At 67.3% G+C, this 26,699-nt stretch carries 15 protein-coding genes; 9 read left to right on the forward strand and 6 right to left on the reverse strand.

The annotated features are described in order from the left end of the window. The first annotated feature begins 35 nt into the window (after positions 1 to 35). The 3 genes from E1263_RS15245 (at position 36) to E1263_RS15255 (ending at position 9,981) form a co-directional block, all read left to right on the forward strand. The gene (locus tag E1263_RS15245) at positions 36 to 3,323 is read left to right on the forward strand and encodes a S8 family peptidase (protein WP_132167958.1); all 3,288 of its coding nucleotides are present in this window, start codon (positions 36 to 38) and stop codon (positions 3,321 to 3,323) included. Positions 3,324 to 3,402: 79 nt separating this feature from the next. Further along, on the forward strand, positions 3,403 to 6,639 hold the full coding sequence (locus tag E1263_RS15250; protein ID WP_238161260.1) for a S8 family serine peptidase: 3,237 nt from the start codon (positions 3,403 to 3,405) through the stop codon (positions 6,637 to 6,639). Positions 6,640 to 6,726: 87 nt separating this feature from the next. After that, positions 6,727 to 9,981 (forward strand): S8 family serine peptidase, encoded by a 3,255-nt coding sequence (locus tag E1263_RS15255; RefSeq protein ID WP_132167960.1) that lies wholly within the window; start codon positions 6,727 to 6,729, stop codon positions 9,979 to 9,981. A 1,739-nt stretch (positions 9,982 to 11,720) separates the two neighbouring features. Here E1263_RS15255 and E1263_RS15260 read toward each other — a convergent pair. After that, complete coding sequence (locus tag E1263_RS15260) at positions 11,721 to 12,713, reverse strand: malate dehydrogenase (protein ID WP_132167961.1); 993 nt, start codon at positions 12,711 to 12,713, stop codon at positions 11,721 to 11,723. 181 nt (positions 12,714 to 12,894) lie between these two features. On the opposite strand from E1263_RS15260, the gene E1263_RS15265 reads away from it, so the two are divergent. The 3 genes from E1263_RS15265 (at position 12,895) to E1263_RS15275 (ending at position 20,733) form a co-directional block, all read left to right on the forward strand. Continuing rightward, the gene (locus tag E1263_RS15265) at positions 12,895 to 14,025 is read left to right on the forward strand and encodes a glycerophosphodiester phosphodiesterase (RefSeq protein WP_132167962.1); all 1,131 of its coding nucleotides are present in this window, start codon (positions 12,895 to 12,897) and stop codon (positions 14,023 to 14,025) included. A gap of 12 nt (positions 14,026 to 14,037) precedes the next feature. After that, a complete protein-coding gene (locus E1263_RS15270; protein ID WP_132167963.1) occupies positions 14,038 to 14,844 on the forward strand; it encodes a spermidine synthase in 807 nt (268 codons plus the stop codon). Between the two features lie 87 nt (positions 14,845 to 14,931). Next, on the forward strand, positions 14,932 to 20,733 hold the full coding sequence (locus E1263_RS15275; RefSeq protein ID WP_132167964.1) for a DUF11 domain-containing protein: 5,802 nt from the start codon (positions 14,932 to 14,934) through the stop codon (positions 20,731 to 20,733). On the opposite strand, the gene E1263_RS15280 is transcribed toward E1263_RS15275, so the two are convergent. Further along, the gene (locus E1263_RS15280; protein WP_165956621.1) at positions 20,702 to 21,193 is read right to left on the reverse strand and encodes a helix-turn-helix domain-containing protein; all 492 of its coding nucleotides are present in this window, start codon (positions 21,191 to 21,193) and stop codon (positions 20,702 to 20,704) included. The two genes, E1263_RS15275 and E1263_RS15280, sit on opposite strands and share 32 nt — an antisense overlap. A gap of 76 nt (positions 21,194 to 21,269) precedes the next feature. Between E1263_RS15280 and E1263_RS15285 the strand changes: the two genes are divergently transcribed. Together E1263_RS15285 and E1263_RS15290 are read left to right on the forward strand one after the other, a co-directional pair. Then, on the forward strand, positions 21,270 to 22,127 hold the full coding sequence (locus tag E1263_RS15285) for an MOSC domain-containing protein (RefSeq protein ID WP_132167966.1): 858 nt from the start codon (positions 21,270 to 21,272) through the stop codon (positions 22,125 to 22,127). Positions 22,128 to 22,138: 11 nt separating this feature from the next. After that, positions 22,139 to 23,377, forward strand: a complete 1,239-nt coding sequence (locus E1263_RS15290) for a M1 family metallopeptidase (RefSeq protein WP_132167967.1) — start codon at positions 22,139 to 22,141, stop codon at positions 23,375 to 23,377. 158 nt (positions 23,378 to 23,535) lie between these two features. Here E1263_RS15290 and E1263_RS15295 read toward each other — a convergent pair whose 3' ends face one another. Continuing rightward, positions 23,536 to 24,006 carry a lamin tail domain-containing protein gene (locus E1263_RS15295; RefSeq protein ID WP_165956622.1) on the reverse strand — a complete coding sequence of 157 codons (471 nt, stop codon included), beginning with the start codon at positions 24,004 to 24,006 and terminating at the stop codon, positions 23,536 to 23,538. 100 nt (positions 24,007 to 24,106) lie between these two features. Then, complete coding sequence (locus E1263_RS15300) at positions 24,107 to 24,856, reverse strand: MBL fold metallo-hydrolase (RefSeq protein WP_132167969.1); 750 nt, start codon at positions 24,854 to 24,856, stop codon at positions 24,107 to 24,109. Between the two features lie 71 nt (positions 24,857 to 24,927). On the opposite strand from E1263_RS15300, the gene E1263_RS15305 reads away from it, so the two are divergent. Then, on the forward strand, positions 24,928 to 25,869 hold the full coding sequence (locus tag E1263_RS15305) for a GlxA family transcriptional regulator (protein WP_132167970.1): 942 nt from the start codon (positions 24,928 to 24,930) through the stop codon (positions 25,867 to 25,869). Here the strand turns inward: E1263_RS15305 and E1263_RS15310 are convergent. Both E1263_RS15310 and E1263_RS15315 read right to left on the reverse strand, forming a co-directional pair. Next, positions 25,866 to 26,132, reverse strand: coding sequence for a hypothetical protein (locus E1263_RS15310; protein WP_132167971.1), 267 nt, complete (start codon positions 26,130 to 26,132; stop codon positions 25,866 to 25,868). The two genes, E1263_RS15305 and E1263_RS15310, sit on opposite strands and share 4 nt — an antisense overlap. A gap of 80 nt (positions 26,133 to 26,212) precedes the next feature. Beyond that, positions 26,213 to 26,699 (reverse strand): CAP domain-containing protein (locus E1263_RS15315; protein ID WP_420323382.1); only part of this gene is annotated, 487 nt, incomplete at its 5' end.

Here is a 26,699-nt window from a genome sequence, read left to right on the forward strand (position 1 = left end):
TCTCAGGGTGTGACGGTCTGAACTGGGGAGATGCGATGACGGGGAAACGTTGGGTTCTGGCGAGTGCCGCGGTCGGGGTGACCGCGGCGCTCGTCGCCGTTGCAGCGGTGGGTGGCGGGGGCGCCCAGGCTGTGGTGCCGGAGCGGGTGGACCGGCCGGTTCGGCCGATGCCGGACCGGGTGATCACGCTGATCACGGGGGACCGCGTCGTACTGCGCGGCGGGGATCAGCGCAACGTCACGGTGCGGGGGCGTGCGGGGGCGATGTTCCGGATCGGGCGGGAGAACGGGCGGTTGACCGTTCTCCCGCTGGATGTGGCGTCGGCGGTGGCCAAGGGGCGGGTGGACCGGCGGTTGTTCGACATCACCGGGCTGCTGGAGATGCAGTACGACGACGCGCACACTTCGGCGATCCCGGTGCTCGTGCCCGCGGTGGGTCCGCGGGCACGGAAGGCATTGGTGGGGGCGAGTTTCGGGCCTGAGCTCGGGGGATCGGGGCTGGCCGCTGCCAAGGTCGACAAGGCTTCGGCAGCAGCGTTCTTCACGGGGATGAACCGGACGCGATCAGCCGGCGGGACGATCTGGCTGGATGCGAAACGACGGACCCAACTCGACCGCAGCGTGCCGCAGATCGGCGTACCGGCGGCGTGGAAGGCGGGCCTCACCGGCAAGGGGGTGCCGGTGGCGATCCTGGACAGCGGGATCGATGCGACGCACCCGGACTTCAAGGGCCAGATCGTGGCCGGCAAGAACTTTACGGCCGAGCCCGCGGGGGATGGGCTCGGGCACGGGACGCACGTTGCGTCGACTGTTGCCGGGACGGGGGCCGCGTCGAAGGGCAAGTACAAGGGGGTTGCACCCGGTGCGCGGTTGATCGACGGCAAGATCTGTGATGCCGAAGGGTTCTGCACGGACTCGAACATCCTGGCCGGGATGGAGTGGGCAGCGGTGCAGCAGAAGGCGCGCGTGATCAACATGAGCCTCGGCATCACGGACGAGCCGGGCGTGGATCCGATCGAGGCGGCCGTGAACCGGCTGACGGCACAGACCGGCGCGCTCTTTGTCGTTGCTGCAGGCAATGAAGGCCCGGATGCACGGACCGTCCGCTCACCCGGTTCGGCGGCGGCCGCGCTGACCGTTGGTGCGGTCGACAAGCAGAACGTGCTGGCCGGTTTCAGCAGCCGGGGGCCGCTGCTGGAAGGATCCGCGATCAAGCCCGATGTCACCGCACCTGGGGTGGACATCGTTGCTGCCAAGGCGAAGAACGCGCAGATCGGTGATCCGGTCGGCAAGGACTACCTGCAGCTGAGCGGTACGTCGATGGCGACGCCGCATGTTGCCGGTGCGGCGGCGATTCTCGCCCAGCAACACCCGAAGTGGAAGGCTGCCGAGCTCAAGGCTGTGCTGATGGCGACGGCTCACCAGCAGGCCGGTCCGACGGTGTTCGAGCAAGGCTCCGGCCGGATCGATGTTGCCCGGGCGATCGCCGACTCGGTGGTCTCGGTCCCGGGCAGCATCGGCTTCGGTACGGCGCTGTGGCCGCACACCGATGACAAGCCGATCGCGAAGAAGCTCACCTACCGCAACCTCGGCACCAATCCGATCACGCTGTCGCTGCAGGCCAGCTCGACTCCGGCCGGTGCATTCAAGCTCAGCGCCAAGAGGCTCACCGTCCCAGCCGGCGGCACTGCAGCCGTCACGGTCACTTCCGATACCCGTCACTCCGGTCCCGACGGCCTGTACTCAGGTCGTGTTGTCGCCACTGCGCCAGGTGTCAGCGTCGGGACGCCGCTGGCGGTCGAGAAGGAGATCGAGAGCTACGACGTCACAGTCCGGCACCTCCTGCTCGATGGCAACGGCACCGAGCGGAACTTCACCCGGATCTTCTCGCTCGACGAGGAGAAGATCATCGAGGTGCCGACCGATGCGAACGGCGTCGCGAAGCTGCGGATCCCGCGCGGCCGCTATCTCGTCGAAGGTCTGCTCGGCGACACCAGCGATCGCCTCTATCAGTTGGTCTGGCCGAACCTGAACGTCAACCGCGCGCTCACCCTCGCTGTCGATGCTCGCCAGGCCAAGCCGGCCGCCTTCACGATGCCGCGCAAGAACACCGCACTGGCCCAGGCGCAGTTCACCTACAACTGGACCGGCAAGAAGCATTTCTGGGACGGCAACATCTCCACCGCGAACCTGGACAAGCTGTACGTCGGTTCGATCGGGGCACCGCTCGACGGTTTCACCGCCACGATCAGCGCGCGGTTCGTGGTCCAGCGCAAGGCCGGTGACTACCGCAATGCGCCGTACGACTACAACCTGGTGCAGTCGCGGAAGGGCACCTACTTCACCGGCTACCGGCGGGTCGTCCGGGAGAGCGAGCTGGGCCAGATCAAGTCGCGGTACACGGCCGATGTCGCTGGACGCATCGTGTACGACGAGCGGTTCGGCTGGCTGCCGGGTGCTGGCGGCAGCACGGCGAGTATCCCGATCGAGTACACCGCTCCCGCTGTTGCGACGCACTTCGTCGAGGCGCGGGACAGCGGTGGGGGAATCTCTTGGGACGGGAACGTCAGTTACCTGCATCGTGAGGCCGGGGACGACGATGACCTGTGGTCGCTCACTTCGACGGGCCCGATCGCGAACCCGGGGCAGCAGCGCTCCGAGCGCTGGGGCGCCTCGGTCGTCAACGCCGGGCTCGACGGTGGTGACGGCAGCCACCGGACCGGGAACGAGCTGATGCTGTTCGCGTTCCCGCTCACCGATGCCGATGGTCATCCCGGGACCGGACTGACTGGTTCCGAGGAAGAGTCGACCAAGCTGTACCGCGACGGAAAGCTGATCGCGTCCGAGTCGGTAGCCGGACAGATCTATCTGGAGAACGCACCGGCCGAGAAGTCGAGGTACCGGCTGGAGATGTCGATGCGGCGCGACCGGCTGCAGCTGGCCAACCAGGTCAACCATGTGTGGACCTTCAGCTCGCAGGACACCGGCGGCGCCAAGGTGGTGCTGCCCTTGCGAGACGTGCATTTCAAGCCGGTGGTGGATGCGCTGAACTCGGTGCCGCGGACGACGGTGACCAAGCTGCCGTTCACGGTGGTCAACCAGCCTGGTGCAACGCCGGCCCCGATCGAGTCGGTGGCCGTCGAGTTCTCCGGTGATGCGGGCAAGACGTGGCGGCGGGCGATCGTCGTACCGGGGGTCGACGGTCAGTACACGGCGGTCTTCCGGACGCCGGCCGGCAAGGTCGTCTCGCTGCGGTCGACGGTCAAGGACCGGGACGGCGGAACGGCGACGCAGACGGTCATCAACGCTTATCGGATTCGATGAGAACTGAATAGGGCCGTCGGTGGATCCCCTGGTGTGGTGCTGTGCGTAGTTGATGCAGCCGAACCTGGGAGGATCCGCCGTGGTTTCACAAGCGAGAATCAGACCCGCGATCGCCGTACTGGCGGTCGCGGGTTTTGTCTTGACCGGCGTGAGTGAGCCGGCCGTTGCAGCGTCGGCCGCTGAGCCAAAAACGTTTGGTAGTAAGGATGTTCAGGTCACACTGATCACCGGTGACCGGGTCGTGTGGCGGGGTGGCGATCCGGACAAGCAAGCCGTCGAGCCTGGTCCAGGCCGCGAAGGGATCAGTTTCCAGGTCCAGCGGACGATGGATCACTCGGCGGTGATTCCGTCCGATGCCCTCGACGCGGTCGCCGCCGGCCGGTTGGACGAGCGGTTGTTCGATGTGACGGGACTGATCGAGGCCGGGTACGACGATGCGTCGTCGAAGGTGATTCCCGTGCTGGCTGCGGATGTGGGTAAGGCGAAGCGCGTCGTACCGGCTGGTGCGAAGGTGACGCGGCGGCTGTCGTCGATCAACGGGGTGGCGATCGAGGTCGAGAAGAGCCGAGCGACCTCCTTCCTGGCCGGCGTTTCCGGAAAAATCTGGCTAGACGGCAAGCGGCGGGTGACGCTTGATCAGTCGGTGCCGCAGATCGGTGGGCCGGCGGCGTGGGCGGCCGGATACACCGGTAAGGGCGTTTCGGTCGCCGTACTGGATACGGGTGTTGACGCGACGCATCCGGATTTGGCTCCGCAGGTTGCCGGGGCGAAGAACTTCACTGCTGAGCCGGCTGACGATCTGAACGGGCATGGGACGCATGTCGCCTCGACGATTGCCGGGACGGGTGCTGCATCGGGCGGTAAGTACAAGGGGGTGGCGCCGGACGCGAAGATCTATGACGGCAAGGTCTGTGGTGCGGAAGGTTGCTATGACTCCGACCTGCTGGCCGGTATGGAGTGGGCGGCGAAGGAGGTCAAGGCTCAGGTCATCAACCTCAGTGTCGGCGGTACGGATACGCCGGAGCTGGACCCGATCGAGGAGGCCGTGAACCGGCTGACGGCCGAGACCGGCACCTTGTTTGTGATTGCCGCAGGCAACAGTGGGACCGTCGAGTCGCCGGGCAGTGCGGATGCGGCGCTGACCGTTGGCGCGGTCGACAAGCTGGACAGCCTGGCCTACTTCTCCGGTACCGGACCGCGGGTCGGCGACAGTGCGGTGAAGCCTGACGTGACGGCACCTGGCGTCGACATCGTCGCGGCGAAGGCGCGGAACTCGAGTATTGGCGATCCGGTTGGTGAGCATTACCTACGGCTGACCGGTACGTCGATGGCAACGCCGCACACCGCCGGAGCCGTTGCGTTGCTGGCGCAGGAGCACCCGTCATGGACGGCGGGTGAGCTGAAGAGCGCGTTGATGGGGTCGGCCAAGGTGGCCGCGGACCAGACCTCGTTCGACCAGGGTGCCGGGCGGATCGATCTCACCACGGCCATCAAGCAGAGCGTGGTGGCTGAGACGGCCAGCCTGTCGTTCGGTCTTGCGACGTTCCCGCATACCGACGACGAGCCGGTGGTGAAGACGCTGACCTACCGGAACCTCGGCGATCAGCCCATCACGTTGAACCTCGCAACGACGTACACCGACAGCACAGGGGCTGCTGCTCCGGCGGGAGCGCTGGCGTTGAGCGCCAACACGGTCACAGTGCCGGCCGGCGGAACTGCTTCGGTGCAAGCGATTTCGAACACCAACCATGCTGGGCCCGAAGGGCTTTACTCCGGTCGCATTGCGGCCACGGGCGGTGGCCAGACGGTCGTCGTACCGGTTGGTGTCGACAAGGAGATCACGATGCTGACGTTGACGGTGAAGGCCATCGGGAGGGACGGCGAGCCTGCCCGCTATCCGGTGTCGCTCTTCAACCTCGTGCGGGGCTCGGTCCGGCACGTCCGGCTGGATGCCGAGGGCTCGGCCAAGGTCAAGCTCGCCAAGGGCGAATACCTGCTCGACCAGGTCCAGCAGTTCCACCGTGGTCCGGAGGACTCGGCCTTCGTCAAGCTGGTCGAGCCGAGCATCCAACTCGACGGCGATCGCACGGTGGTCCTCGATGCCCGCAAGGCCCAGCTGATGCAGACAACCTTGCCGACGGCGGGTGCCGTGCAGGCCGTCGCCGGTATCGGCTTCAGCCGGACGCTGCGCGGTTCGAACGTGACCGTCGGTTCGGAGTCCTTCGTCCTGGGTGACGCCGAGTACTACACGTTCAGCTCGGGCCCGAAGCTGCCGGAAGCCGAGATGTTCGGGTACACGACGTCGCAGTGGGGCGTTCCGGGCGCGGACGGCTTCTTCACGAATACGCCGTACCTGTACGGGCTGGCGCAGCGGTTCCCGGGGGAGTTCCCGACCGGGCCGAAGCGGGTGGTGCGGTCGCAGGAGCTGGCGGTGGTCGACACCCAGGTCAACAAGACCACGGACCGGACGGCGATCGCGATGATGTTCGCGACGCTGCCCGGGCTCCGCACGTCCCTCGCATACGGCGTACCGCTCGAGACGCCACGATCGTTGCGCTACTACCTCGACGTGGGCGCCGGCTGGACCGCGACGGCCGAGGAAGCCACGACCGACGAGATCTTCCCGCGCTGGCAGGTGCGGGGCCCGCTCAAGCACTACCGGGCAGGCCGGACCTATCGCGAGCAGCGGACTGCGGCGGCCTTCGGCCCGTCGGTCAACTCTGCGTATCGCGAGGCCGACCAGCTGTTCGTGTCGGTCGGCAACTACGGTGACGCCGCCGGCTTCGACGGCTTCGCCCTGACCGACTCCGCGAGCACCACCCTGACCCGCGACGGCGTCGAGGTCGGCACGTCGGAGGACTTCGGCTTCGTCCGGGCCGCGGGGCTGCCGGTCGAGAAGGCGACGTACAAGCTCGTGACGACAGGGAAGCAGTCGGTCTCGCCGTTCGCGACCACGGTCGATCTGACGGCGACGTTCAGCTCCGGCGCGGTCACGAGCCTGACCGACCTGCCGATCAGCACTGTCCGCTTCCAGCCGAAGGTGGATGCTCAGAACTTCGCCACTCGGACCAAGGTGACGGCGTTGCCGGTGGTGGTGGACGGGGCGAAGGCTGGTCAGGTGCGGGCGCTGACGGTCGACGTCTCGGGTGATGACGGTAAGACGTGGACGGTGGCGAAGGTTCGTCGTACGGGGCACGGGTTCTTTGCGGTCTTCAAGACGCCGGCCGGATCTGGAGTTTCATTGCGCGCCGTGATAACGGACAAGGCCGGAAATCAGACCACGCAGTCGGTGGTGAATTCTTACCGGATTCGATGAGGATCGAATAGCTCGGCCGGTGCAACCCCCGGGGTGGGTTTCTGCGTTTCTGTTCGGCAGAACCAACGAACCTGGGGAGGACCCGTCGTGGCTTCGAGTTCGAGAACGAGACCTGCGATCGCCGTACTGGCGGTCGCAGGTTTTGCGTTGACCGGCTTGAGTGGGCAGGCTGTTGCAGCGCCGCCCGCGGCCGGCAAGGCAGCACCTGCTGGGCAAGATGTGCGTGTCACGCTCATCACTGGTGACAAGGTCGTGTTGCCGGGCGGTGATCCGGCCAAGCAGACCGTTGAGCCCGGTCCTGGCCGCGAGGGCACCGGCTTCCACCTGGAGCGGACCAAGGACCACTCGTACGTGATCCCGGCCGATGCCGTCAAGGCGGTCGATCAAGGTCGGCTGGACCGCCGGCTCTTCGACGTCACCGGGCTGATCAAGGCCGGGTACGACGACGAGTCGTCGAAGGTGATCCCGGTGCTGGCGGCGTATCAGGGCAAGGCGAAGCGCGTCGTACCGGCTGGGGCCAAGGTGACGCGGCAGCTGTCGTCGATCAACGGGGTGGCGATCGACGTCGAGAAGAGCAAGGCAACCTCGTTCCTGGCATCGGCTTCCGGCAAGATCTGGCTGGACGGGAAGCGGAAGGTCACGCTCGACCAGTCGGTCCCGCAGATCGGTGGCCCCGAAGCCTGGGCCGCCGGCTACACCGGTAAGGGCGTATCGGTCGCCGTACTGGACACTGGCGTCGACGCGACGCACCCCGACCTGGCGACGCAGATGGCCGGGGCAAAGAATTTCACGACCGAGTCGGCCGAGGACATCATCGGTCACGGAACGCACGTCGCCTCGACGATCGCCGGGACCGGAGCTGCTTCGGGCGGTAAGTACAAGGGCGTTGCGCCGGACGCGAAGATCTATGACGGCAAGGTCTGTATGGAGGACGGCTGCTACGAGTCGGACATGCTGGCCGGGATGGAGTGGGCGACCAAAGAGGTCAAGGCGAAGGTCGTCAACTTCAGCATCGGCGGCGAGGACACTCCGGAGATCGACCCGATCGAGGAGGCCGTGAACCGGCTGACCGCGGAGACCGGATCGCTCTTTGTCATTGCCGCAGGCAACAGTGGCTACTTCGGTGCCGGGACGGTTGAGTCGCCGGGTAGCGCTGAAGCGGCGCTCACCGTTGGTGCCGTCGACAAGCAGGACGCTCTGGCCGAGTTCTCCAGCACCGGCCCGCGGGTTGGTGACAGTGGGCTGAAGCCTGATGTGACGGCACCTGGTGTCGACATCGTTGCGGCCAAGGCTCGGAACTCGAGTATTGGTGATCCGGTTGGCGAGCAGTACTTGCGCCTGTCCGGTACGTCGATGGCAACGCCGCACACCGCAGGCGCTGCGGCGTTGCTGGCGCAGGAGCACCCGTCGTGGAAGGCGGGTGAGCTGAAGAGCACGCTGATGGGTTCGGCGAAGGTTGCTGCGGGTCAGACGTCGTTCCAGCAGGGTGCTGGGCGGATCGACCTGACCAAGGCGATCAAGCAGAGTGTGGTGGCCTCGGAAGGGAGCTTGTCGTTCGGGGTGGCGGCGTTCCCGCACACCGATGACGAGCCGGTGGTGAAGCCGCTGACCTTCCGCAACCTCGGTTCGGAGGCAGTCACGCTGAACCTGGCAACGACGTTCACCGATGCTGCGGGCGCTGCGGCTCCGGCGGGTGCGTTGACGCTGAGCGCTAGTTCGGTGACGGTGCCGGCCGGCGGAACCGCTTCTGTGCAAGCGACTTCGAACACCAACCACAGCGGCTCGGACAGCCTGTACTCCGGCCGGATCACGGCCACGGGCGGTGGCCAGACGATCGTCGTACCGGTGGGTGTGGACAAGGCGATCGAGTCGCACACGCTGACTGTCCAGGGCATCACGCGGGACGGGAAGCCGTCGGACTACTCCATCTCGGTCTTCGATCTGGCCAAGGGCGACCTGGAGCGGTACGAACTCGGCGCCGACGGGACGGCCAAGATCAAGCTGCCGAAGGGTGAATACCTGGTCAGCCAGTTCTCGGAGTTCGAGCGGGGCGAGGAGGACTGGATCTTCTTCCAGATCGTTGCGCCGAAGGTACAGATCGACGGCGACCAGACCGTCGTACTCGACGCCCGCAAAGCGAAGCCGGTCGAGACCAAGGCGCCGCGGGCCGGTGCCGAGCAGGCCAACTCCAGCATCGGCTTCGACCGCATGGCCCCGGCCGCGAACTCGACCTACAGCTCCGCGGCGGGTGGGTTCGGCAACGGTGAGATCTACACCTACAGCACCGGACCGAAGCTGACCGAAGCCGAGATGGTCGGGCACGTGACCTCGCAGTGGGGTGTCCCGGGCGCCGACGGCTTCTTCAAGAACACGCCGTACCTGTACGGGCTGGCCGACCGTTTCCCGGGTGAGTTGCCGACCGGGTTCCAGCGGACCGTGCGGTCGAAGGACCTTGCGGTGGTCGACGCCAAGGTCAACAAGACGTCGGACCGGCAGGTGATCGCAGCGACGTTCGCGCGGCTGGACGGTGTGGGTTGGAGCTCAGCCCGGCCGGTCTACCTCGATACGCCGACGTCGATCCGCTACTACCTGGACGCGAAAGCCGGTTGGTCGTCGGACCTCGAAGGCCTGTCGGCGGATCCGTTCGAGTCCGACTGGCGGTTGTTCGGTGAGGTCAAGAACTATCGCGCCGGGCGCACCTATCACGAGCAGCGCAACGTGGCCGCGTTCGGTATCGGCGGCGCCGGTGCCTCGCGGCTCGGAAACGACCTCGAGGTGTCCGCAGGCAACTACGGCGACGGCAGCGGCGCCCGCGGCTACGTCGTCACCGACTCGGCCGGCACCACGCTGACCCGGGACGGCGAGCAGATCGCCACCTCGAACTCCTTCGGCTACGCTTTCGTGAGCGGCCAGCCGGCGGGCGAGGCGACGTACAAGTTCGTCACGACCGGTACCCAGTCGCTCGCGCCGTTCGCCACGAAGGTCGACCTGACCGCCACCTTCAAGTCGTCGGCGAGCCCCACGCGGACCGCGGTGCCGTTCAGCGTCGTTCGTTTCCAGCCGAAGGTGGATGGTCAGAACCTCGCCACCCGCACCAAGGTGACCGCGCTACCGGTCGTCGTGAACGGTGTGAAGGCCAGTCAGGTCAAGACCCTGACGGTCGAGGTCTCCGGTGACGACGGCAAGACGTGGACGCCGGCGAAGGTCCGTCGTACCGGTCAGGGCTTCACCGCCGTCTTCAACACCCCAGCCGGCGCGGGAATCTCCTTGCGGACCTCAGTAACCGACAAGGCCGGCAACAACACCACCCAGTCGGTACTGAACGCCTACCGTCTGAAGTAACCCCAGCCGCCGCCGAAGGTCTCCCCTTCGGCGGCGGCCCTTGAGCGCACGGGCGTCGTACGGGCTGCACGAACGACTGCAGGTGGTGTCAGCGCCGCCGCTTGCCGCGCCGCGCGAGCCGTCCCGACCCTCGCCAGACCCAACCACCTACAGTCGCTCGTGTCGCCTCGCTTCGGTTGGCACGGCTAGAGGGACACCGCCTTCGGCGGCGGCTGCCTTTTGGCGCCTTCGGCGCGCTCTCTGGGGATTGCCCGCTAGGTGTTTGCGTGAAGCAGGAGCGTGGTGGTCGGCGCGAGCTGGTTGCTATCCGGGCGGCATGAGCGACTGCAGGTGTTGTCCTGCGCCGGTGCTCGTGCGCTGTTCGGGCTGCCGTGGCTGTCGTCTGAGCCGACTACCTGCAGTCGTTCGTGTCGCCTCGCCGTCGGTTGGTACGGCTAGAAGGGCACCGCCTTCGGCGGCGGCCCTTGAGCGCACGGGCGTCGTCGGAGCTGCACGAACAACTGCAGGTGGTGTCGGCGCCACCGGTTGCCGCGCTGCGCGAGCCGTCCCGACCCTCGCCAGACCCAACCACCTGCAGTCGTTCGTGTCGCCTCGCGCTAGTCCTATCGCATCTGGCTGATTAGCCAGCTAGATCGGGCTTGGGGAGCACGAGCGACTGCAGGTGTGTAGTTGGCCGCCGGTTTCCGCGGTGCGAACTTCCACGACACCCCGCCAGCGCCGACTACCTGCAGTTGCTCGTGTCGCTTGCCTTCGGTTGGTGCGGCTAGCGGGACACCGCCTTCGGCGGCGGCAGCCCCTTTTGGCGCCTTCGGCGCGGTATCTGGTGATTGCGCACTTGGTGGTTGCGTGAAGTAAGAGCGTGGTGATCGGCGCCGGCTGGTTGCGATCCGGGCGGCATGAGCGACTGTGGGTGTTGTCGTGTGGCGGTGCTGGCGCGCTGTGCGAGGTGCGATGGCGGTGGCCGGCGCCGACTACCTGCAGTTGCTCGTGTCGCCTCGCTGGGGTTGGTACGGCTAGAAGGGCACCGCCTTCGGCGGCGACAGTCTTTTGGCGCCTTCGGCGCGGACACTCGTGGTTCCGCGCTTGGTGGTTGCGTGAAGCAGGAGCGTGGTGGCAGGAGGGGGCTGGCTGCCGGGGTTGGTGCGGCGGCTGGGGGTGGTATCCGGGCGGCATGAGGGACTGCAGGTGTTGTCCTGTGGCGGTGCTGGCGCGGTGTTCGCGCTGCTGGGGCTGGCGCCTGTGGGACTACCTGCAGTTGTTCATGTCGCTGGCCTTCGGTGCGGGCCGCTGTGATTTCGCGCAGGGCGGGCGCGTGGGTTGTTCGGTGGTTGGTGATGTTCGGGGTGCACGAGGGACTGCAGGTGTTGTCCTGCAGACGGTGGCTGCCGGCGTGGCGGGCGCCGGGCGTGTCGTCTGAGCCGACTACGTGCAGTTGTTCGTGCCGGTCGCGGACGCGTGGGGTTGTGGATCAACGCATCCGCGGGAAGTGCTGTGGCGCGGATGGGCGGGGCGAACGGGCGGGGGCGCGACGACGAAATTGCGTGGCGCGGGGTCGTTACGCGGACCGCCAGGCCATCACAAATGCGATCACCTGTGGGGCGCACGCTCAGCGGCTGGTCGCTTCCGAAGTTGTGATGGGCTGGATGTCTGCTCACTAGCTGCACCACCACGCGCAGCACGAAGCCCTCGCCTGGTGGGGCGAGGGCTTCGGGGGTACTGCGAACTGTCGCGGCCGGAGGTCAGCCGAGGAGGTTGAGGGCCTTGACGGCGTCTCGTTCTTCAGCGAGTTCGGCGGTGGAGGCGTCGATGCGGGCGCGGGAGAAGTCGTTGACCTCGAGGCCCTGGACGATTTCCCAGTTGCCGTCCTTGGTGGTGACCGGGAAGGACGAGATGAGGCCTTCGGGGACGCCGTAGGAACCGTCGGAGACGACGGCCATGGAGGTCCAGTCGCCGTCGGCGGTGCCGCGCAGCCAGTCGCGGGTGTGGTCGATGGTGGCGGCGGCGGCGGAGGCGGCCGAGGAGGCTCCGCGGGCCTCGATGATGGCGGCGCCGCGCTTCTGGACGGTCGGGATGAAGTCGTTCTCGAGCCAGTCGGTGTCACCGGTGAAGTCGGCGGTGTTCTTGCCGGCGACCTCGGCGTGGAAGATGTCCGGGTACTGGGTGGCCGAGTGGTTGCCCCAGATGGTCAGCTTCTTCAGGTCGGTGACGTGTACGCCGGCCTTGCGCGCGAGCTGTGCGAGGGCGCGGTTGTGGTCCAGCCGGGTCAGCGCGGAGAAGCGCTCGGCCGGGATGTCGGAGGCGTTGCTGCGGGCGATCAGCGCGTTCGTGTTCGCCGGGTTGCCGGTGACGGTGATGCGGATGTCGTCGGCGGCGTGGTCGTTCAGGGCCTTGCCCTGGCCGGTGAAGATCGCGCCGTTGGCCTCGAGCAGGTCACCGCGCTCCATGCCCTTGGTCCGCGGCCGCGCGCCCACCAGCAGCGCGACGTTGGCGCCGTCGAAGATGACGTTCGGGTCGTCGCCGATCTCGACGCCGGCCAGGGTCGGGAAGGCGGAGTCCTGGAGCTCCATGACGACGCCCTCGACGGCCTTCAGGGCCGGGGTGATCTCGAGCAGCCGAAGCTCCACCGGGGTGTCCGGGCCGAGCAGGGCACCGCTCGCGATCCGGAACAGCAGGCTGTAGCCGATGTTCCCGGCGGCTCCGGTGACGGCCACCTTTACCGGTGTAATGCTCACGACAGCTCCAATCTGTGCATTCTTGGTCCTTCGGACGCTAGCAACATCCCCGCTCGGCCCCAACCCTGGGTCGGGTCCGACTTGCTCACATCCCCGATGGTTCGTTCACCGCGCCGTCATCTGCCGGACTCGGAAGTGGTCGAAGGTTCTCGACAGTCCCTGACTTGTAAGGAGTAAGTGCATGAAGCGGTTCGTTCCCGTGGCTGTATCGGCCCTCGCGGTCGGCGCCACCCTGCTGGCCCCGCAAGCCGTCCAGCAGACTCAGCAGAACGGCGACCAGGCTCAGGTCGCCGGCTCCGCGTCGCACCACCGCGACGACTTCGTCATCGTCGGTCACCGCGGTGCCTCCGGATACCGCCCCGAGCACACCCTGGCGTCGTACGAGCTGGCGGCCCGGATGGGCGCCGACTACATCGAGCCCGATCTGGTGAGCACCAAGGACCACGTGCTGGTCGCCCGGCACGAGCCCGAGATCGGCGGTACGACGGACGTCGCCAAGCACCCCGAGTTCGCGAACCGGAAGAAGACCAAGGTGCTGGACGGCGTCTCGCTGACCGGCTGGTTCACCGAGGATTTCACGCTCAAGGAGCTGAAAACCCTGCGCGCGGTCGAGCGCATCCCGGCGATTCGGCAGCACAACACCGTGTACAACGGCCGCTACCAGATCCCGACCTTCCAGGAGGTCATCGACCTGACCAAGCGGCTGTCGAAGGAGCTCGGCCGCCCGGTCGGCATCTACCCCGAGACCAAGCACCCGACGTACTTCCAGCAGCAGGGGCTCGCGCTCGAGCCCGAGCTGGTGAAGACGCTGAACCGCAACGGCCTCAACCGCCCGGACGCCAAGGTGTTCGTGCAGTCCTTCGAGGTCTCGAACCTGATCGCTCTGCACAAGCAGCTCCGCGTACCGCTCGTGCAGCTGACCGACGCTGTCGGCCGGCCGTACGACTTCACGGTCGCCGGTGACAAGCGCACGTACGCCGACATCACCTCCGCGAAGGGGCTGAAGGACGTCGCCAAGTACGCGGCCGGCCTCGGTCCGTACAAGGCGCAGATCATCCCGTTCACGGCCGACGGCAAGCAGGGCAAGCCGACCACGCTGGTCGCCGACGCGCACCGGGCCGGCCTGGTCGTGCACCCGTACACGTTCCGGGTCGAGAACAACTTCCTGCCGAACGAGTTCGACAGTGACGCCATCCCGTCGGACTCCGGCAACCTGTTCGGCGAGATCGCGGCGTACCGGGCGCTCGGGATCGACGGTCTCTTCACCGACAACACCGATGTCGCGGTTGCTCAGGAGAAGGAAGCCAAGTGAGAACATAGGCGGGTGGAACGCAAGGTCGGCTCGGGGACAGCGACGGTTGAGGCAGCGGCCGACGGCACCTTTGTGCTGCGCGTCGACGGCTCGCTGCAGTCGCAGGTCGATCTCGCGGACCCCACCCACCTCTCGTTCGAGTACATGCGGCGGATCGCCGACGTCCTCGATGCGATGACGTCCCGGCGGCAGCCGATCGCGGTCGCCCATATCGGCGGCGCCGCGCTCAGCCTGCCCCGGTACGTCGCCACCACCCGCCCGCGGTCCCGGCAGATCGTGCTTGAGCCGGACGAGGATCTGACCGAGTTCGTCCGGGAGGCGCTGCCGCTGCCGAAGCGCTCCGGTATCAAGGTCCGCGGCGCCACCGGCCGCGCCGGGATCACTGAGCTGTACGACGACTCGATGGACGCCCTGATCCTGGATGCGTTCGAGCGTGAGGCGGTCCCGGCGAATCTCGTCACCACCGAGTTCTTCGCCGAGTGTGCCCGGGTCCTCCGCCCGACCGGTCTGCTGATCGCCAACCTGATCGACGGCTCAGCCGGGTTGCCGTTCATTCGCCGTACGGCGGCCACCGTGCGCGCCGTTCTCGGCGATGGGGTGGTGCTTGCCGAGCGCAAGATTCTCCGCGGCAAGGGGTTCGGCAACGTCATCCTGGTCGCTTCGCCGAGCAAGGTGCCCGACCTGACCGCGGTCGGTCGCAAGGCCCAGCCGCCGTACGAGGTGAGCACGCTGGCCGAGCTCGCGGGGAAGGCGGCTGCGCTGACCGACAGCGAGGGGTTCGCCCCGCCGGCCGCGCCGCCGGGAACATTCCGTCCCTGATCCCAGCACGTCGGGTAGCTGATGGGCTACAGACTGTGATAGTTAGGTGAACGGCGTCCGCCCGCCACCGACGAACGGGGATCTGTGATGGGTCGGCTACGCCTGGGGATTGCTCTGCTGCTCGTGGCCGGATTCAGTCTGGTGCCCACGGCAACAGCACAGGCGGAGACCATCCGTACCTTCGGCAAGGTGTTCGGCGCGCAGACGAACGGCGCGATCCGGATCACCGGCAACGCGCTGGAGACCTGTGATACCTCGGTCGCCAACTGCCGAGCCGCGCTGGCCGGGAGCGCAACAGGGGCCTCGAACAACGAATGGGCGATGCGCCTGCTCGACGCGGACTCCGACACCACGACGAAATCCTCGTCCGCCGCCACGGTGAGCGTGCCCGACGGCGCAAAGGTCCTGTACGCCGGTCTGTTCTGGGGAGCGAGCCGCGCGGCGGGAACCGGCGGTACGGCGAGCGCCGGCGACGGCAAGACGATCAAGCTCAAGCTTCCGGGCGAGACGTCGTACCAGACCCTCACGGCCGGGCGCACGGACTACCTGAGCGCGGCGACCCAGGACTACTCCTCCTACCTCGATATCACCGAGGTGGTGCAGAAGGCCGGCGACGGCGAGTACTGGGGCGCAGATGTTGCCGCAGGCACCGGAGCTGACCGGTACGCCGGTTGGAGCCTGGTGATCGCGTATGAGGACGCGGACGAACCCCTGCGCGACCTGACCGTCTTCAACGGCTACGCCCGCGTGACCACGGGTGATGTCATCAAGACCAACATCTCGGGCTTCCTGGCCCCGCCGAGCGGCCCGGTGAATGCCCGCTTCGGCAGCGTCACGTACGAAGGCGATGCCGGGATCAGCGGCGACTACTTCGCGGTCAACGGCACCCGCCTGGCCGATGACCAGAGCCCGTCGGCCAACTTCTTCGGCAGCCGGGTGACCGACGGCGGCAAGAACCTCACTGACCGCAAGCCAGCCGCGCTGAACAACCTCGGCCTGGACGCGAAGGTGGTCGATGCCGCCGGCATCCTTGCCAACAGCGCGACGACCGCCGAGCTCACCTTCGCCAGCACCGGCGACTTCTACTATCCGGCTGCGCTCACCACCCAGATCGACCTCTACGCGCCGAAGATCAAGGGCACCAAGACGGTCCGCAATCTGGCCGGCAACGACCCGGCGAAGATCGGTGACACCCTCGAATACACCCTCAGCTACGGCAACTCCGGTGACGACGACGCCCTCCGGGCTACCGCCCGCGACATCCTGCCGCCCAACACGACGTACGTGCCGGGCTCTCTCAGCGTGAGTGCAGGAGCCGTCGCCGGAGCCAAGACGGATCAGGCCGGCGACGACCAAGCGGAGTACGACGCGGCCTCGCGGACCGTCCGGTTCCGGGTCGGCACCGGCGCGAATGCAACCACCGGTGGCCGGCTGAAGAAGAATCAGAGCACCACCGTGCACTTCCGCGTCACCCTGGATGATGCCTCCGCCGGGACCACAGTCGTGAACACCGGCTACCTCGACTACACGGCCGAGACTCTCGACAAGCCGTACACCTATCGTCCCGACGAGGTCCGGACGCCGGTCGCCGAGTCCGCCGATCTCCAGCTCTCCAAGACCGGTACGCCGGATCCTGTCGCGGCCGGCGGTGAGTTGACCTACACGCTCGTTGCCCAGAACAACGGTCCGAGCCTGGCGCAAGGTGTCGTTGTCACCGATACGCTGCCCGACGGCGTCGAACTGGTCTCGGCCCAGCCTGCGCAGGGATTCTGTACGTCGAGTGCCGGCAAGATCGACTGTGTGCTCGGTGAGATTCCGTCCGGTTCCAAAGCCTTGATCACCGTGGTGGTGAAGGTCCCAGCCGCCAGTACGGCGACCGGTCTGACCAACGTCGCGACCGCCACCACGTCGACCTCCGATCCGAACCCGGCCAACAACACGGCTTCGGTGACGACCCCGGTGACCCGCGTCGCCGACCTGTCACTCGAGAAGAAGGTTGCCCCGAGCAACCCAGCCCCGGGTGAGAAGGTCAAGTACACGCTGACGATCCGCAACGACGGTCCGTCCGAGGCGCAGCAGGTCCGGGTCGCGGACACGCTCCCGGCGGGTCTGGCGATCATCGACGCGCAGGCCCCGGCTCCGGCCGGCTGTTCGGCGGCCGGGCAGGAAGTCACCTGTCTCGTCGAGAAGCTGGCCAGCAAAGCCACGCTGGTCGTCGTCGTGACCGCAACCCTCGACTCGGCGTACCAAGGTGGGCCGCTGACCAACAGCGCCGCCGTCACCAGCGCGACTCCGGATCCGGACACCTCCAACAACACCGGTACGGCGACTGTCACGCCCGGCGCTCCGAAGGCCGACCTGGTTGTCGGCAAACAGACCGTGACGACCCCGGTGGTGCCGGGGAAGCCGGTCACCTATCAGATCACCGTGCACAACGACGGTCCATCCGATGCTCGCGCGGTCCAGGTCGCCGATGACCTGCCGGATTCGTTGAGCGAGGCAACAGCCGACTCGACCGCCGGTTCCTGCACAGTTTCGTCCGGTCAGATTCGCTGTGCCCTCGGCGATCTCGGGTCGGCGTCGACGGCAACCATTACCGTCACCGCCAAGGTGTCCGCGACGGCCGTCGGCGATCTCGTCAACAGTGCCTCGGCATCCAGTAAGACTCCCGATCCCGACCCGGCCAACAACACCGGCCGCACGACCGACACCCTCAGCCCGAGTGCGGATCTGGCGATCACCAAGACCGCCCAGCCCGCGCCGGTCCAGGCCGGTCGGCCGGTGACCTACACGCTGACGATCACCAACAATGGCCCGTCCGCCGCGCAGTCAGTCACCGTGACAGACCCGGTCCCGGCGCCGCTGAAATTCGACTCGGTCACGACGTCGCAAGGTTCGTGCTACGAGATCAACGGGACCGTCACCTGCGCCGTTGAGACCGTTGCCCCCGGCGACGAAATCACTGTGACCGTCGTGGCGAACGTCCCGTCCGGTGCCCCGCCGAACGAGCTCGCCAATACGGCCAAGGTTTCATCGCCGACCCCGGATCCCGTTGCCGACAACAACAGTGCGACATACACGCTGCTCACTGGAGCCCAGGCGAATATCACGCTGACCAAGACCGTCAGTCCTGACCCGGTGGTTGCGGGCGAGAAGATCACTTACAAGCTCACCGTTGGGAACGCGGGCCCGTCCGATGCCCAAGGCATCAGCCTGGATGACGACGTACCGGCTGCCGTTACTGACGTGAGCGTCTCGGCGACTGGCGGCGCGATCTGTAAAGCGAGCGATGGCCGAGTCACTTGCACGCGGGCGATGCTGGCGGCTGGGGACAACTTTGTCGTGACGGTGACCGGCACGGTCGCTCCGGAGACCGGAGCGGGTGCGCTGACCAACACGGCCTCGGCCGGTGCGAAGACGCCGGAGGATCCGACCGATTCCGACAACACCGCAACCAGCACGACGACCGTCCAGGCGCAGGCCGATCTCTCGATCACCAAGTCCGCGCCCGCAACAGTTGTCGCGGGCAACGAGCTGATCTACACGCTGACAGTTCGCAACGCCGGACCGTCCGACGCCATCGGTGCAGTTGTCACCGACACCCTCCCCACCGGTACGACGTACATCCGCGGATCGAGCTCGGCCGGTGACTGTCTGCAGGACCCGTCGGTCGCGGAGCCGGTCGTGATCTGCCCAGCCGGACGCCTGAAGCCGGCCGCCGAGCTGAGCATCACCGTGACGGTCAAGGTCGATCCGGCCACCGCACCGGGCAAGCTGACGAACGCTGCAACCGTCAGCTCGCAGACGCCCGACCCGAACGACTCCAACAACCGCGGTACCGCCGACACGGTGGTCACCGCCGCGGCCAACCTGTCGATCAGCAAGTCGGTTCTCCCGTCGCCGCTGGTTGCCGGCGGCGAAGGCCTCTACACCTTGACCGTGCACAACGCCGGCCCGTCGACCGCGCAGGCAGTCACGGTGACCGACACCCTTCCGGCCGGCGTATCGGTGCTGGAGGCAACCAGTGCCAACGGTGATTGCACCAAGGCCGTCAGCTGCACGCTCGGCTCGATGAGCCCAGGCGCCGACGCTGTGGTGCAGATCCGGGTCAAGGTCGACTCGGGTCAGACCGGGCCGATCACCAACGCGGCCAACGTCACCAGTACGACGCCTGACCCGGATCCCAAGGACAACACCAGCACGATCATCACGAAGGTCGACCAGGCGGCCGATCTCGAGGTGATCAAGACCAGCGACGAGACCTCGGCGACCGCCGGTGGCGGTGTCACCTATCGCCTCACCGTGGTCAACCATGGCCCGTCCGACGCGACCTCGGTTGCCCTGACGGACACGCTGCCGACCGGTCTGACCGTGGTGAAGGTCGAGCCGGACTGCAAGATCACCGGGGCGAAGATCGACTGCGCGCTCGGCACTCTGGTGGCCGGGAAGGCGACGACGATCGTCGTCACCGCGGCCCTCGACTCGGGCTATACCGGCACGAAGATCGCGAACACCGCGAGCGTGACGTCGCCGGTGCCCGACCCCGTCGACACCAACAACAGTTCGACCGTCACGGTCCCGGTCGGGGCCAGCGCGGATGTTCAGGTGACCAAGCAGTCCGAGCCGCGGACGGTCACTCCGGGCAGTACCTTCGACTACACGATCGTGGTCACGAATGTCGGCCCGTCGGTCGCTCGTTCGGTGGTCGTGACTGACAAACTCCCGGCCGGTCTGACTGTCATCTCGGCGCAGGCTCCGTGCACAGTCGACACAGCCACCGTCGAGTGCGCGCTGGGCGACGTACCGGTTGGGCAGCGGTTGCTTTCGGTGCGGGTCAAGCTGGCTGCCGGATTTGATGGGGCCTCGCTGACCAACACTGCGACTGCGACCTCGCCGACACCTGATCCGGACAAGGACAACAACACCGGTACGAGCGTTTCGCCGGTGGCTGCGCTGGCGGATCTGGCCATCACCAAGACGATGGCTCCGGCGAACCCGGTCGCCGGGCAGCAGGTGACCTACACGCTGACGATTAAGAACAACGGCCCGTCCGACGCGCAGAAGGTGGTCATCACCGATGAGCTGCCGCGCGGTCTGACCAAGGTGTCGGCGACTGGCCCCTGCGTCGTGCTGCCGCCGACCACGCCGGGCGCGCCCGATGCTCCGGAGGCCGGGACGGTCCAATGCAGTACGGCGACCCTGGCCGAAGGCACGACGATCACGGTGACGATCCGGGCGACCGTCGTACCGGGGTTCAGTGGGGAGCTGGAGAACGTGGCGCGGGTGGGGTCGGCCACGCCGGACCCGGTGACCGCGAACAACGAGGCGAAGGTCAGCGGGCGGCCGAGTCAGTCGGCGAACCTCGAGGTCTTCAAGACCGCGTCCAGCCCGACTGTGGTCGCCGGTGGATCGCTGCGCTACCGGATCGCGGTTCACAACACCGGTCCGTCGGCGGCTCTCAAGGTGTCGGTCACGGACGAGTTGGCGAGCGGTCTGCGGTTGCGGGCGACGCCGGCGCGGTGCAAGGCCACCGGGCAGCTGCTGACCTGTGCGATCGATCGGATCGACCCCGGCAAGACGGCCGTGATCGTGCTCGACGTGGTGGTGGACCCGAAGTACGGGAGCACATCGGTGGCGAACACAGCGACTGCGACCTCGGTGACGCCCGATCCGGACCCGAAGGACAACGCCAGCACGGTGACGACCACGGTGACTCAGCCGACTCCGGAGCCGACGCCCAAGCCGACGACACCGCCCAAGCCGGGTGGCGAGCTGCCGGAGACCGGTAGCCCGTTTGGGTTCGGGACGGTCGCGATGGCGCTCATCCTGCTGGCAGCCGGGACGATCCTCCTCGTGGTCAGCCGGCGAGCCGGTCGACGCAGTCGCTGAAGGCGAGGCGCTCGGTGCGGCTCGCACCGAGCGCCAGGATGAACTGATCGAGCCGGTCCGGTCGCGGTACGCGGCCGCCTCGCAGCCAGCTCTGCAGGGTGGCCCGGGGGATACCTGTGAGGCGCTCCAGCGACCGGAGTGACCGGGGCGCTGTGAGCGCTGTGAGGGCAGCGCCGAGGTCCTGTGGCGTGGCGGCCGCGCGCAGCAGCTCACCGACGTCCTGGGGGTCGCGAGCAGCCGCCTCCCAGTGCTGACGCCAGACGGGCAGGAGCTCGGCCGGTACGTCGCATCCGGTCAGGAACGCCACGGTGACCGGCCAGCTCGGCAGATGCTTCCCGCTGGTCGCGCGGACCAGGTGGGCGTGTGAGTAGTGGGCGTGATCGGCCAGCTCGCGATAAGTGAGTCCGGCATCCCGACGGACCCGCTGCAGAGCGCCGGCGAAGACTTCCAGCTGCTGCATGGCAACCTCCTCGCGATCAAACATAAGTCAACATGAACGAACAATTCAAGTGACCGGCGGGCCGTAGGATGGAGTCATGTCTGTTGCGCGTGTGGCCGCCTTGGTCCATTACCCGGTCAAGGGGCTGTCCGGGGTGCCGGTCAAGCAGGCCGAGTTCGGCCCGGCCGGGGTGATCGGCGACCGGAATTTCATGCTCGTCGATCCAGACGGGACGTTCCTGAGTCAGCGGACGGTGCCCGCGATGGCCGCGCTCCGCGCCGAGCTCGCCGGCGACGTGCTGCGGCTCTCCGCGCCGGGTGCGCCCGACCTCGACGTACCGATCCAGTACGACGGGAAGCGGCGCGACGTCAGTCTGTTCAACGCGTGGTTCGGCCTCGGGGTTGCGCAGGATGCTGCAGCGGATGAGTGGCTCTCGGATCGGCTTGAGCGGCCGGTGGGGCTGGTGCGGGTGACGCCGGAGCATGAGCGGCCGGGCTGGGGCGTGCATCGCGGCGGGACCGGTTTCGGCGACGCGCACGCGCTGCTGATCACGTCGCTGGCGTCGCTCGATGGGCTGAACCAGCGGATCGTGGAGCGGGGTGGCGAGGCGATTCCGATGAACCGCTTCCGGCCGAACTTGGTGGTCTCCGGCTGGTCCGAACCGCACACCGAGGACCGGGTGCTGCGGATGGCGATCGGCCCGGTCGAGATCGGGTACTCGGCGCGGGCGATTCGCTGCGCCGTACCGACTGTTGATCAGGCGACCGGACAGAAGCGCGGGCCGGAGCCGACCCGGACACTGGCTTCGTATCGGCGTGAGCCGACGTACGGGGGTGGGGTCAGCTTCGGAATGAAGGCCGCGGTGCTGACGAGCGGGACGGTCACCGTGGGTGATGAAATCTTGGTACACGACTGGATTCCGGCCGGGACTGACCCGGCGCCCGCCACGCGGTAGCGTCCGGAGCTGTGCCCCGGCTCCTTTTGTTGCTGCTAGCCCCCATCTCGTTGCTGGTGGCAACACCATCGACGCCGGGGGCGCCGTCGTACGAGGTGGAGCTGACCGGTACGCCGGACGGCCGGACGTGGTCGGGGCGGGAGACGATCAGCTTCACGAATACGGCTGCGGAGTCGTTGCCTGAGGTCTACGTTCGGCTGTGGGGTAACTCGCGCGGCTGTGGATCGGTCTCCGTCACTGGCGGAGTGGTCGAGCGCGATTGCACGGTGGCGAAGTTCGCTTTGAAGGAGCCGTTGGCGCCGGGGAAGCGGACGTCGATCAGCTTCGACGTGAAGCTGACGGCACCGGATCGCGAGGATCGATTCGGCCGGTCCGGGGAGTTCAGCTTCTTCGGGAATGCGTTGCCGGTGCTGGCGGTGCGCGATGCGGCCGGGTGGCATCTCGAGCGGGATGTCGGGATCGGGGAGAGCTTCTACACGGTCGCGGCCGACTTCGCTGTCCGGCTCACACATACCGGAAATATCTCCGTGCCGTCGACCGGGGTCCTGGCGGATGGTGTCATGATCGCCAAGCAGGCAAGGGATTTCGCCTGGGCGGCTGGACCGTTCCGTAGCGCGGAAAGCGTGTCACCTGGTGGTGTGCGCGTTCGTAGTTGGGTGACGCCGACGGTGACTGCCGCAGTAGCCGATGCAGCGCGGGCTGATGCGGCGGCCTCGATCGACGAGTTCGGTCGGCGGTACGGCGCCTATCCCGATCACGAGATCGACCTGGTACTGAATGATCGGTGGACGAACTTCAGCGGCATGGAATACCCGGGGTTCGTGCTGCTCATCTCACCGAACAGCCCGGTGGTGCACGAGGTTGCTCACCAGTGGTGGTACGGGATCGTGGGCAACAACGAGTACGCCGATCCTTGGCTGGACGAGGCTTTTGCGACGTACGCGACTGATGTCTTCGAGGGCAAGCGGCGAGCCGGTTGCTGGCCGGGAATGTTGCCGGTAGCAATCACTCGGGACATGGGCTACTGGGGCGCGCACGATACGTCGTACGGGACGTTTGTCTACACCTACGGCTCCTGCATGCTGCATGAGCTGGAGCGACTGATCGGTACGCCGGCGATGGAGCGCCTGCTGGCGTCCTATGCGAAGGCCCATTGGCACGGAGTGGTCACCCCGGCCGACTTCAAGGCCGCCGCGCAGGACGCCAGTTCTGTTGACCTAAAGGCCTTCTGGCGCGATCACGGCATTTAGTGCCTCGTCAAGGAACGTTCGGCACCTCTAGCGGCGCCCCAGACGCCCGCTGGCGGCGTTGTCGTCGTCGCGAGATGCTCCGCATCGCGCTCCTCCTCCGCCTTGCCAGCGAACGACTGGACCACCGCTAGAGGCACCAACGTCCCTTGACGAGGCACCTAGCAGGCGAGCCCAGCCCGGCCGACGACGGACTTGTAGGTGCAGAAGTCGATGACCTTGTTCAGAGAATTCTGCAGGCGTGCGGTGTCGCCGGTGTTGTTCCAGATGTAGTCGGTCGAACCCCAGTAGAGGTGGTTCGGGCCGTTGCGGCCCTTGCCGGTGTGGACCAGGATCGTGCCGCGTGCCGGGATGCTGAAGGTCGGCGGGAAGTAGTAGACGTGACTGGCCGCGTCGCGGATCCGGTAGCCCTTCAGGCTCAGCGGACGTGTGGTGTTGTTCCGGATGCTGATGTATTCGAGGTTGAGATGCGCGTTCGTCCTGGTGTCGGGGCCGACCGGGTCGTACTGGATGCCGGCGACCAGGAAGATCGGTGCTGCGGCCGAGGCCGGCAGCGGAGCGACCAGGACCGCGGCGGCCGAAGCCACCGCGGCGATCCCGGCAATGGGCAGGCTGAAGCGTCGTGCGAACACGGAATCCCCTTTGGTGGTTGGGCCCCTGACAGTCGATGCTGTCCCCCCGGCCCGAGTGATGTCGTGACCTTAGGAGTTACGCTCCGTGTTCGTCAAGGGCTCAATGAACCTCGGTGGCTACTCCGTGTGTCAGGAGCTGCAACCGGTCGGTCAGGCCTGCCTTGGTGAAGGTCTCCGCGAAGTGCTCGGGCCCTTCGGTGAAGTGCGCCCAGCCCTCGGTGTGCACCGGGACGATCGTCGCCGGCGCCAGCAGGTGAGCGGCCTCGACCGCCTCGTCGGAGGTCAGGGTGAGGTTGGCGCCGTCCATCAGCACGGTCCGGGCGCCACCGGCGAACAGGATGGCGACATCGATCTGCGGGAAGCGGTCGGCGATCTGCTTGACCAGGTCGACCGATGCGTTGTCGCCGGAGACATAGACGGTCGGTAGGTCCTTGCCTTGCAGCACGAAGCCGGTGACGACACCCAGTACGGCGTCCGCGCCTTCCGGGCCGTGGAGAGCCGGTACGGCGGTCACCGTGATGCCGTCCAGTTCGAACGTCTCCCAGCTGTCGAGGCCGTGGACGCCCTCGATCCGAGTGGCCGCGCCGGGCGTCGACAGGATGGTCGGGATCGACGGCAGGAGCGCGCGGCCGGACTCGTCGAGGTTGTCGTAGTGCTCGTCATGCGAGAGCAGGACGACGTCGACCGGGCCGAGCTCAGCCGCCGAGATCGCCGGGCCGACCAGCTTGGTCATCACCCGGCCGCCCGGCATCGCGTACTCGCGCGGTGCGTCGAAGGCCGGATCGGTCAGGAACGTGCGGCCGCCGTACGTGAACGAGGCGGTCGGTCCACCAATGTGCGTGATCTTCATAGTGACGATCTTCCGCCGCTTGATGACGCCTCACCATTGGCCCGCGAGCCATAGTTCCTTAAGATCGGGCCATGCGTACTGTCGCCGTGCTCGCCTTCGACGGGATGAGCCCCTTCCACCTGTCCGTCCCGTGCCTCGTCCTCGGCGACCCGTGGAGTGGGACGGGCCGGTACGACGTCCGCGTGTGCGCCGAGGAGCCGGGGCACCTCCGGACGAACGCCGGATTCGGGATCACCGTCGACCACGATCTGTCCGCGATGGAGACGGCCGACGTGGTGATCCTGCCGACCTGGGAGCCGTTCCGGGAGCCGTCCGAGGCGCTGCTGACCGCGATCCGGCAGGCGCACGCTCGCGGGGCAACCGTGCTCGGGCTCTGCATCGGCGCGTTCCTGGTCGCTGCGAGCGGAATCGCCAACGGGCGCGAGGTGGTGACGCACTGGCGATGGGCGGCCGAACTGCAAGCACAGCAGCCGGAGGTCGTCGTACGGGCTGATGTTTTGTGGTCTGACCTGGGCGACGTGATGACCTCAGCCGGTACGGCGGCCTCTCTCGACTGCTGCCTGCATCTCGTGCGCAGCCAGTACGGCGTGGAGGCGGCGGAGGAGTTGGCCCGCAGCCTCGTGATCGCGCCGCACCGGAGTGGTTCGCAGGCGCAGTACATCCCGGTGCCGGTGCCGCCGGACCCGGGGGATGACGTGATCGAGAAGGCGATGGTGTGGGCGCGGGCGCGGCTCGACCAGCCGGTGTCGCTCGATGAGTGGGCTGCTGCGGTGGCGCTGTCGCGGCGCACCTTCACGCGGCAGTTCCGCGCGCGGACGGGCAGCTCGGGGCAGGCATGGCTCTTGCAGCAGCGGTTGGACCGCGCGCGACTGTTGCTGGAGACTACCGACCACCCGGTCGAACTCGTCGCCTCCGCCAGCGGCTTCGGAAGCAGCGCAGCCCTCCGCCACCACTTCCACGCCGTCCTCGGCACCACCCCACAACGGCACCGCCAGGATTTCGCTCTCGCCTAAAGCAGCCAGAACAAGGTGTAGATCGCCGGCGCCGCAAACGTCACCAGCAAGATCCAGGCCATCAGCCGATGCCCGGTCTTCCCCCGATCCAGCCCCGAAGCGAAGGACAACACGGCACCTTCTTCGGTGTGCCGGCTCAGCCCCATCCGCTTGGCTTCCTCAGGCCGCCGGTCGGGTCGCTCGTCGGCCAACGCATCCGGCGGAATCCCGAAATGCGCAGGCCGCTCCGGCTCCAGGTCCCCACGGTCACGTTCCCAGAACATGCGCCCTCCCACCGTCGCCTGGACCCATGGTCCCACCAACCACCGACAAACACCCGGCAGTTGGAGAGTTGGGGGTGGGCTCAGTCGAAGTCGGCGACCCAGCTGACCCGGGTCTTCCACCCACTGAGGCAGACCCCGAGCACGGGGAGCGATCCGCAGTACCGCTGTGTTTCGCGGCCAACCCCGAGGGTGTCCAGCCCGCAGTTGAGGACGGTGTCCCTGCTCTCGCGCATCATCCGATCGAATGCCTCGTCCGACGACCAGTTGTCACCGCCGGCCGCGGACCACGAGGCGCCGTGGGCCTCGACCTCTCCCGACTCGCTTCGACGATCCGCTTCGTTGCGGGCGCCGTAGGTCACCGGCGCATCCTGCTCGAGCGGTGCGCAGCCCTTGCTCTTGCGGGCGCTGTCGATCCGGTTGAACAAGTCCAGCTCGTCACCGGTCATGTCGCCGTCGGCCTCCGGCGGAGGCGGCGGCTGCGGGGGATTGGTGGGCTTGCCGGTGGGGGTCTTGGTCGGCTCCGGGTCGCCTGGAGGACCCGGCACGGTCGGCGTGCTGGTTGGGTTC

Source organism: Kribbella antibiotica, assembly GCF_004349055.1.
GTDB lineage: Bacteria > Actinomycetota > Actinomycetes > Propionibacteriales > Kribbellaceae > Kribbella > Kribbella antibiotica.